The sequence below is a fragment of the Arthrobacter sp. FW306-1B-G06A genome (genome assembly GCF_058781765.1).
In genome coordinates this window covers 40535-49391 of record NZ_JBYSXB010000038.1, presented here as the reverse complement: position 1 = coordinate 49391, position 8857 = coordinate 40535, and the positions used below count along the sequence as shown (strand labels likewise).

General features: G+C 61.6%; 7 protein-coding genes. 2 read left to right on the top strand and 5 right to left on the bottom strand.

Features of this window, described 5'->3' with window-relative positions; all coding sequences use genetic code 11:
- Window positions 1-3: 3 nt before the first annotated feature.
- Entirely contained in the window at window positions 4-1353 is a 1350-nt protein-coding gene (locus tag AC3WJM_RS18085; protein ID WP_492272572.1) for an MFS transporter, read from the bottom strand.
- Between the two features lie 841 nt (window positions 1354-2194).
- Here AC3WJM_RS18085 and AC3WJM_RS18080 point away from each other — a divergent pair.
- Window positions 2195-2470, top strand: a complete 276-nt coding sequence (locus tag AC3WJM_RS18080; protein ID WP_492272571.1) for a type II toxin-antitoxin system Phd/YefM family antitoxin — start codon at window positions 2195-2197, stop codon at window positions 2468-2470.
- Entirely contained in the window at window positions 2467-2760 is a 294-nt protein-coding gene (locus AC3WJM_RS18075) for a type II toxin-antitoxin system RelE family toxin (RefSeq protein ID WP_492272570.1), read from the top strand. Before AC3WJM_RS18080 ends, AC3WJM_RS18075 begins: the two co-directional genes overlap by 4 nt.
- Before the next feature lie 169 nt (window positions 2761-2929).
- Here the strand turns inward: AC3WJM_RS18075 and AC3WJM_RS18070 are convergent, their stop codons facing one another.
- The 4 genes from AC3WJM_RS18070 to AC3WJM_RS18055 form a co-directional block, all read right to left on the bottom strand.
- Window positions 2930-4300 (bottom strand): MFS transporter, encoded by a 1371-nt coding sequence (locus AC3WJM_RS18070; protein WP_492272569.1) that lies wholly within the window; start codon window positions 4298-4300, stop codon window positions 2930-2932.
- A gap of 474 nt (window positions 4301-4774) precedes the next feature.
- Window positions 4775-5872: a 3-hydroxyacyl-CoA dehydrogenase NAD-binding domain-containing protein gene (locus AC3WJM_RS18065; protein WP_492272568.1), complete on the bottom strand. Its 1098-nt coding sequence runs from the start codon at window positions 5870-5872 to the stop codon at window positions 4775-4777.
- A 33-nt stretch (window positions 5873-5905) separates the two neighbouring features.
- A complete protein-coding gene (locus AC3WJM_RS18060; RefSeq protein WP_492272567.1) occupies window positions 5906-6799 on the bottom strand; it encodes a beta-keto acid cleavage family enzyme in 894 nt (297 codons plus the stop codon).
- Window positions 6796-8115, bottom strand: a complete 1320-nt coding sequence (locus AC3WJM_RS18055; protein WP_492272575.1) for a 3-hydroxyacyl-CoA dehydrogenase NAD-binding domain-containing protein — start codon at window positions 8113-8115, stop codon at window positions 6796-6798. The genes AC3WJM_RS18060 and AC3WJM_RS18055 overlap by 4 nt, the downstream gene beginning before the upstream one ends.
- Window positions 8116-8857 lie beyond the last annotated feature (742 nt).

Sequence of the window (8857 nt, the reverse complement as noted above, 5' to 3'; positions counted from 1 at the left end):
GCTTCAGGGCACGCTGGTGTATTCGGCGAAGGCGGCAGGAGCCTGCCGGCGGGCGGGATCCTTCGCGGCGAGGGCCGCGACGGTGGAGAGCGTTGCGAGGAGGACGAAGAACCCGCAGATAAGCCACGGCTCCCCGCCTCCGGCTTCGAGCAGCGCAGCGGCCACGAACGGGGTGATGCCGCCGGAAAGGACCGTCCCTACCTGATAGCCGAAGGAGACACCGCTGTAGCGCAGGTCAACCGGGAACTGCTCGGCGAACCACGCAGCCTGGGGTCCGTAGATGGCATCGTGGAGAACGTTCATCCCGAGCAGCAGCACCAGCGGCAAGAGCGCGAGGGAGCCGTGGTCGAGGAACCAGAAGAACGGCCAGATGAAGACGCCGATCCCGATCGCACTCGCCACAGCCATGCGGCGCCGGCCGATCCGATCTGAGAGCCAGCCCCAGAACGGGCCGGAGACTATACCGACGGCGGAGACGATCAGGACCGCTGTCAGTGCCGAGCCGGTGTCATCCCGCCGCGCCTTGAGATAGCCCAGCATGTAGACGGTGATGAGACTGTACAGGGCAGGCTGGACGAGACGCAGGCCAATGGTGACCAGGATCCCGCGGGGATGTTCGCGCAGGACGCGGCGGACAGGGTGCTCGGCCACGCGTTTCTGCTCGCGCAGCTCCGTAAATTCCTCGGCATCCCCGACGCCGAGCCGGATCCACAGACCGACGGCCACGAGCAGCGCGGAGAGCAGGAACGGGATGCGCCAGCCGAACGCCTGGAACTGCTCCGGGGTCAGCACGCCTTGGACAACGGCGAACGTGGTGGTCGCCAGGAGCATGCCCGCTGCGGAGCCCGCCTGCGTGAAGGAGCCAAAGAGGCCGCGCCGCGAGGCCGGGGCGTGCTCGACAGAGAGCAGCGCCGAACCGCCCCACTCGGCCCCGGCCGAGAGGCCCTGGATGAAGCGCAGTGCCACGAGGCCAACGACCGCCAGCAGGCCGACGGCCGAGTAGGTCGGCAGCAGCCCGATCAGGACCGATGCGGTTCCCATGGTCAGAAGCGAGCCGACGAGCAGCGACTTGCGGCCGATGCGGTCACCGAGGTGCCCGGCGATGATGCCGCCGAGGGGGCGCGCGACGAAGCCCACGGTGTAGGTCGCGAACGAGGCCAGGATGCCCATGATCGGCGAGGCGTCGGGGAAGAACTGATGGGCGAAGACGAGCGCGGACGCTGTGCCGTAGAGATAGAAGTCGTACCATTCGATCGTGGTGCCGACTAACGCTGAGGAGAGCACGCGGCGCTTGGCGCGCAGGGATTCGCCGAGCCGGACAGGCCCGTCCGAGAGGAGCTGGGTGTTGGCCATGGGGTCTTTCTCTGATCGAGGCGGAGGCCGGCTGGGGCCGTAGTTACGAGGCCGGGGGCGGTGCCGCCGAATCCTCCCGTGGGACAGGTGTGCGCAGGAGTGCGATCACAATGCAGGACTTGTGGCGGCGCTGCGGACTGATACACCTGCGCCGGAACGGCGGCATGGCATGACACTACGGACCCGCACGGATCCCAATCAACGCCCGACTACGCCCTGGGTCACCCACGGACACCGGGCGTCACGCCGTGTCGTAAACCGTCACGGAACCTCCCGCGCGGCTGCCGGGGCCTAGGTGCAGGACCCGTGACCCTCAGCAGCACAACAGGCGGGGGCAGTGCCCGACCCTGTGCAAAGTGTTCAAGGAGCCCATCGCTTCTGAATACCTTCACTTCCGCGCGGGCCCGACACTCTTCACCTTCCCGCACCTTGCACCCCGCCCGAAGCTCACCGCAATCTGCTCTACATGCGGGCCTTCGCAGCCGCCCGGGACTTATCCAGGGAGCGTCCACTAAGGCAGTCAGTCAGATGCTGACGGCGCGGAGGACGGCGACGTTAGCTGAGGGCGAGATTGTGGCAGCGGGTGGCCAGCCCGCGCCACTGCTTGAATGATTGAAGTTCAGTTCGACGACGTTCCGGCCTGGGCCGTCTTCCTTGTCAAAGTGGCCGGGGGTAGTCCGGTGGTGGTGCCTCGTCGTTGCCGGCGGCCTATTTGATCGGCCCCGGCTCCGGGCTGTGGGGCATTTGGGTGAATGCCGGCTAGCTTCAGACTGACGAAACGTCCATTATCGGCTAAAAGTCAGGCTAGTTGATGGCCTGATATAAGGCTATAATTTCCTTCATGAGAACGGTACCGCTCAGCGAAGCCAAGGACAAGCTGTCCGCCCTCGTGGAGGAAGCAGACACGACGCACGAGATCATCCAGATCACCCGGCACGGACACCCGTCAGCGGTGCTGATGTCCGCCGACGACCTGGAATCCCTGCAGGAAACCATCCACTGGCTCTCCCAGCCGGGCATCCGCGAAGACTTGGACCAGGCCCGGCGCGACATCGCCGGCGGCAACACGACCAGCAGCGCAGACCTCCGCCGTGAATTCGGTCTGCGACCGCGGTGACCGGCGCAGAATCCACCGGCCCCTCACCATGGAACATTGAGGTCACCAACCCGGCACTGAAGGGTTTCCGGCGGCTACCGAAGAAAGCAGCAACCGCGATCGTCGAATTCGTCACCGGCGCACTCGCCGAGAACCCCCACCGACTGAGCAAACCCCTCACGAACGAACTCCTCGGACTCCGCACCGCCCGGCGCGGCGACTACAGGGTGCTGTTCACCCTCGACATCCAAGAACACACCCTGTACGTCCACCGCATCGAACACCGGTCCGACGTCTACAAGCCGCGCTAGCCTAACTCCTCCAGGAACGATGCGCCATTGGCGGCCTCTCCCCCGGCACAGGCCGACGAAACGTCCATTTTATCGGCGTTAGATCAGGACGAGTTCAACCAGTTCGGTTTTCGGATCGAAGCTGTCAGTTTGCGGATTCTGGCGTCTGTCTCTTCTGACGTGTCGGCGCCTAAAGGGGCGGGCTCGCCGTGAAAGGCGGCGTGGGATGTCGTTCGGTTTCTGTCTCAAAATACAGACCTACCCATGGGTCGGCAGCCAGCCTTCCGCGAGGCGGCTTAGCGGATTCGTCCCATCCAGCTAAAGGTTGTTGGGGGGAAGCGGCCCACCGCTGGATTGACGAGCGGCTTGAGCCCCGCAAACGGGTGGCGAGGACAACGGCAATCAACAATGTGCCGGTTCCGGGCAATACGCCAGCCATCAGCATTCCTATTTGAGGGCCGAGATGCTGAACGATGTTCCCCAGCAGCGGTCCGCCGATTGCTGTGCCGCAGAACCAGACCGTTACATAGATGCTCATGACCCGTCCGCGGATGCTACCGTGGGCCGCCAACAGAACTGTCGAGTTGCATGAGGTCTGCAAGAGCACAGTGAAGGCACCGATGCCAAGCAACAGGGCGCAAAGGATGAGTTGATTGGGCGCAAACGCCGCAACGATGTAGAGCGCGGCAAGCAGCAGCCCAAATAACACCAGGGTACGGAGACGTGTTCGGGATTGCTGGGCGGAAATGATCGTTCCAACCAGCGCGCCGCCGGCCACGATTGCTGTGAGAACCCCATACCCGCCAGGGCCTGATTCGAAGACTGACTTGGCATAGACGGCCAGTGTTACCGGCAGGTTGGTGGTGAACATCCCGAACAGGCCAATCATGATCGTCGGCCACAGCACATCTGGCCTCCTCAACGCGTAGCGCACTCCTGCACGCACCTGCCCACGCTCAGCTGGTGTCGGTGGAAGGATCTGCAACTCCTCCATACGCATTAGGGTTAGCGTGAGGAGAGGCACCACATAGCAGAGTGTGGCGACCAGCAGCGTTCCCCCGGGCCCTACCACGTTAATTAGAAGCCCGGCCGACGCAGGACCTGCCAGCGCCGCGAGTTGCACTGTGGATGAGATGAAGCTGACTGCACTGCGCAGCTGGCCCGGCTTGACGGTCTCGGCGACCATAGGGTGAAAGGCTGGATAACCGACTGCCATCACGATGCCGATGCCCGCCATAATCAGCTGTATGTGCCACAGCAGCGCTGTGCCCGAAAGGGTGAGTGTGGCGAGAAGAGCCGTCAGCGTCGCCCATCCGGCGTAGTAGAACAGCACTATCCGGTGCTTTGAATAGCGGTCGGCAAGGACCCCGCCGGCCATGCCGAGCACTACAGAAGGCAGATAGACTAACGCACCAGTAAGACCCACATCGGCGGGACTATTGGTTAGGCTGAGGACAAGCCAGCTCTGCGCGGTGAAGAGCATCCACCAGCCGGTGTTGGACAGCAGGAAACCGATCGCCAGGAGGCGAAAATTTCGTGAGCCCAGTGCGCCCAGCTTCATATTATGTTGCGGGAGCGCAGGGCAATGATTCTCTTCAGTTCCGGGGGGCACGGAGTCCACATCGTTTCGTTTGATCTCTATTTAGTGCCAAGCAATCACAGTCTTCTGATGGCCTGTCTCAACTAAGGTGGCAACGTGGATGTCTTGAGATCCTTGCCGTTGAACGCCAGGGATTCCTCACTTGAGACTTGGGCTTTGAGGGTCGCTGCCGCGCGATGCCGCTTCGCGGTCGTTCAACTCAAGCCACCAGTGGAACAAATTCGCCAACACCTTCAATACCTAATTCCGGAGCAAAAGGATGAGCATCCCTGCAAACTCAAACGCCATAAGCCGCTCAACCATGCTGCTGGACCTACATATCAAGGTCTGCAAGATCCTGCGGGCTCCAAGCGGCTCAAGCACTGAAGGTTGAGCGCTGCACAGTACAGCACGCCGCAATCTGGGGCATGCTGTACTGTGCAGTCCGTGCCTTCCTCAGCCTCGGCCTTGGGGCTGCGCAATCACTCCCCCGGGAGGACCGCTTAGCTCAGTTTCCCTAGGCGTGGTAAGGGTCACCGATGTGCGATTGCGTACCGACTCCTCCCATCGGGCAAGCGTCTCGCCAGGACCAAAGGCGTGGGATCTCAAACCTTGCAGTACCGCCACGACACCCTCGTCGAGTATCTCTTGGTACTGGGATACAGTCATGTTCTCGGCCGACGCCTGCGCTTCTGCCTGGTCAGCGAGCATGTTGACGAAGGCGTCTGTGTACTCGGGTATAGCTTCGAGCTTGGAAGAATCTTTGTTCCCGGGCCCCCACTTCTTCATGAAGGCGCGCATATTGGTCTCGCCGCCACCGGCGAAGTAAGTCATCATGGGCCCCAGGACCGGCAGGCGTAATCCGAAGGAGTAGCGGACCGCGTCATCTATCTCATCCACGCTCGCAATCCCATCGTGCACCAGCCACAGCGCCTCGCGCCATGCCGCCGTCTGCAACCGGTTCGCTATGAAGCCGTGGATCTCGTTGCGCACCACTAGCGGGTGCATCCCCACAGCCCGATAGATATCAGACGCCCGCTCGACTGTATCGGGCTCCGTTCGCTCGCCGGCACACAGTTCAACGAGGGGAAGTAAGTACACCGGATGGAACGGGTGAGAGACAACGAACCGCTGGGGCCGGGGCATATCAGCTTGCAGGAGCGACGGCCGGAAACCCGAGGTCGAGGAGCAGATCAATGTTTCGGGTGCCGCCCCCCGGCAGGCTTCCGCGAGAACCTGCTGTTTGAGTTCCAGGCGCTCAGGGGTGTTTTCCTGCACAAGTTCCACGCCGCGCACCGCCTCCGCGACCGAATGCACTACTGTCAGGGAACCCTCCCTTGGCAGCACAACGCTTGTTAGCTGTTCAAAGGCGCGCCGTGCCCTCTCAAGGCTTTGCTGCACGCGCTCGACGGCGTCGGGTGCTGGGTCATAAAGGCGAACGTCGACGCCGTTGAGGATGAATCGGGCGGCCCACCCACCGCCGATGACACCTCCGCCGAGTAGCCCAATCGCTTCCGGCATCTTCTGAGGGGCCGGTGTTGAACTTTTAGACATTGGGCTTCCACCGATCACACTGAAATCCCATTGTCAGCCCTGGGCTTTCAGTCGAAGCTTTTCCCGCATCTCATCGGGGCCCATGACTCGCACGCCCATGTGTTCGAGAAGCTGGCCCGCCCGCTGCACGAGTTCCGCGTTGGTCGCCAAACGGCCTCGGGAAAGGTATAGGTTGTCCTCCAGTCCTACCCGTACGTTCGCACCAGCCAAAGGGGCCAACGCCGCGAAGGGGAACTGCATTCGCCCGATTGAGAAGGCGGAGTAGACAGCCCGAGGTGGCAGTTGGTGCACCATCGCCATCAATGTAAGTAGATCGGCCGGCGCACCGTGGGGAATCCCCATGCACAGCTGGATCAGCGGGTCGTCGTCAAGGAGTCCTTGCTTGATCAAATCATGAACGATCTCAAGCTGACCGATGTCGAACACCTCGAGCTCGGGACGCACGCCGAGTTCTCGGACGTGTTCAGCCATCGCTCGCACCATCCCTTCGGTGTGGACCATGACAGTCTCGCCCCCAATGTTGAGGGACCCGCAATCCAGTGAGCAGATCTCAGGGCGCAGCTCTGCGACGTGAACGAGCCGCTCGATGGGTCCCACGACGGTCGATGCAGCTGTAGCCGGAAGTGGTGTTTCCCCACCGCCCAATACGACCGTGCATCCCATGCCACCTGTCAGGTTAATTACCACATCCACATTCGATGCTCGAATGCGCTCCACCACCTCGCGATAGAGGGCCGGGTCGCGCGAGCCGTCTGTGGTCTCGGGATCGCGCACATGAATGTGTACAGCGGCGGCACCAGCCTGTGCCGCTTCAATGGCCGAGTCGGCGATTTGTTTAGGTGTGACCGGGACATTGGGCTTCCTCGCCGGGCTACCCCCAGTTATCGCACAGGTGATGAATGCCTCTGAAAGCAGCTTCATCTTCATCCTTTCGTTCCGCCTTCCGGCAATGAGTTGGCGCGTTCTTTTGGTCGGCGCATCCGGATGCTTGCGCCAGCGCGCTCCGGTTGAGGCAATTTCGCGTGCAAGAGCGCCAATTCCTGCAGTTGTCCTTGTACAGGGTCTTCTACCGGTGAGCTTCGCCTGGTGGCCGAGTCCACGTGGATAAGCATCTGTTCACCCACGGCCGACGGGGCTTTGTCGCCATCGCGGGTAATTACGTGAAACAAGTGCAGGCGCTTCTCATCGGCGCCGAGAATTTGCGTGCGCACCTCGACGCGGTCACCGACGTCCAACTCACCGAGGTGCGAAAGATGTGACTCCACCGTGTAGTAGGTGCCCTGCTTTTGCAAGTACTCCCCAGTCATGCCAATACGACGTACGAGAGTGCCTATGGCATTGCTGCAGAGCAAAAGATAGGTGCTCTCGGTAGCGTGACCGTTGCTGTCGATCCAGTTGGGTGGTATTTCTCCGACCGTTCGCACAGGTCCGGAATCTTGGACCGGTTGGGAAGTGCGAGCACGCAACCCCTGTTCCCACCGCGCGACGGTCTCCCCTGGGCCGTAGTGCTGTGAACGAAGGCTCTGCAGGAGTGCCACAAGACGGTCGTCGCGTTTCTCGCTAGGCTCACTAGCATCTATCTGGTGCAGCCCCAAGGAGTAGCGGATGGCATCGTCAATTTCCTCACTCGTCGCGAGGTTGTTATGAATTAGCGACTCCGCTTCGCGCGAGATCACGTCGCGCAGCCGATTCGCGATGAGCCCATCCAAGTCCTTACGCACCACGGTCGGGTGCATTCCCACCGCCCGGAGGTAATCCGCTGTTCGGACAAGAGCGTCGGGCGACGTGCCTTCTCCGGCGCACAATTCAACTAGAGGGAGCAAATACACGGGTTGGGCCGGTTGCGCGATGAGGAAGCGCTCGGGGTGCTCCATGCTTGACTGCAGAAGCGACGGCCGAAAATGCGAGGTTGAGGAGCAAATGATTGTACCGACCGCCGCCGTTTGGCTTGCCTCTGCGAGCAACTGCTGCTTCAACTCCAGATGCTGGGGTGCGGATTCGTGTACGAGCTCCACATCGCGCACCGCTTCGGCGACCGAGTCAACGACCGATAACGCCCCCTCGGCGGGCAGTGAAAACAGCGTTAAGCGTTGATATGCCCGGCGCGCATCGGCGACCGTCTGGCGCAAGCGATCAACCGCCTCACTGTCGGGGTCATACAAGCGCACATCCACTCCGTTGAGAAGGAAGCGCGCGGCCCACCCGCTGCCGGTCATTCCCGCACCCAAGAGTCCCACAGCCATCGGATGTGTCTCAGACATGAACGCCCATTGGGAGACTACCGGGCGCTTTGATTGCGCCGGTCACGGGAAGGTAGATACGGCCAAGAATTCTCACTGCCCCTCGGCTGAACCCGCGGCCTGGCACCAGGCGGTCAGGGAAACAGTTGACGATCACGGTCAGCTTCGGGCTGAGCCACGAATGCGGGGGAGGCGCAGTTTCGGGGTTTTTCAGCGTGCCCACCCATGGCGTGTGCGATTTTGACAACATTTCTCTCTCTGCCCATATTTCGGAAATCTGTCTGCCGAAAACACAGTCAGATACACCGAATTCACGAATCTTCACGAATCTTCTCGAATTCGAATTGTCACGCACACCAGAGCGTCTCTCCCTTGCCTTGCGCTTACCAAGTCTTCTCCGTACGCACGGCTTAGGCGACCCACAAACTGTGTGACCAACATCGTTCGACTTCACACAGCTTGCTGAATTCGCGCATTTCGAACGTTCCGGAGAACCTAGAGTTCGTTTCCTGTCGAACCGGGCCCGCTGCTGCCTTCTGACTTCGTGGCGGTTCCGCCGCGGTGCAGGCAAATCTCGTGTCCTGTCAGAAGGCACCAGGAGTGTTGGCGGCCATGAAAAACTGCCCGTAGGCGGCCACGTAAATGCCCACTGATGGCCAGTAGAACTGCCCACCGGTGGCCATGAGATCTGCCCACTTCCTTACTGAACTTGCCGCGTCTTAAGCGGCAGGGGCCTCTCCCCGGG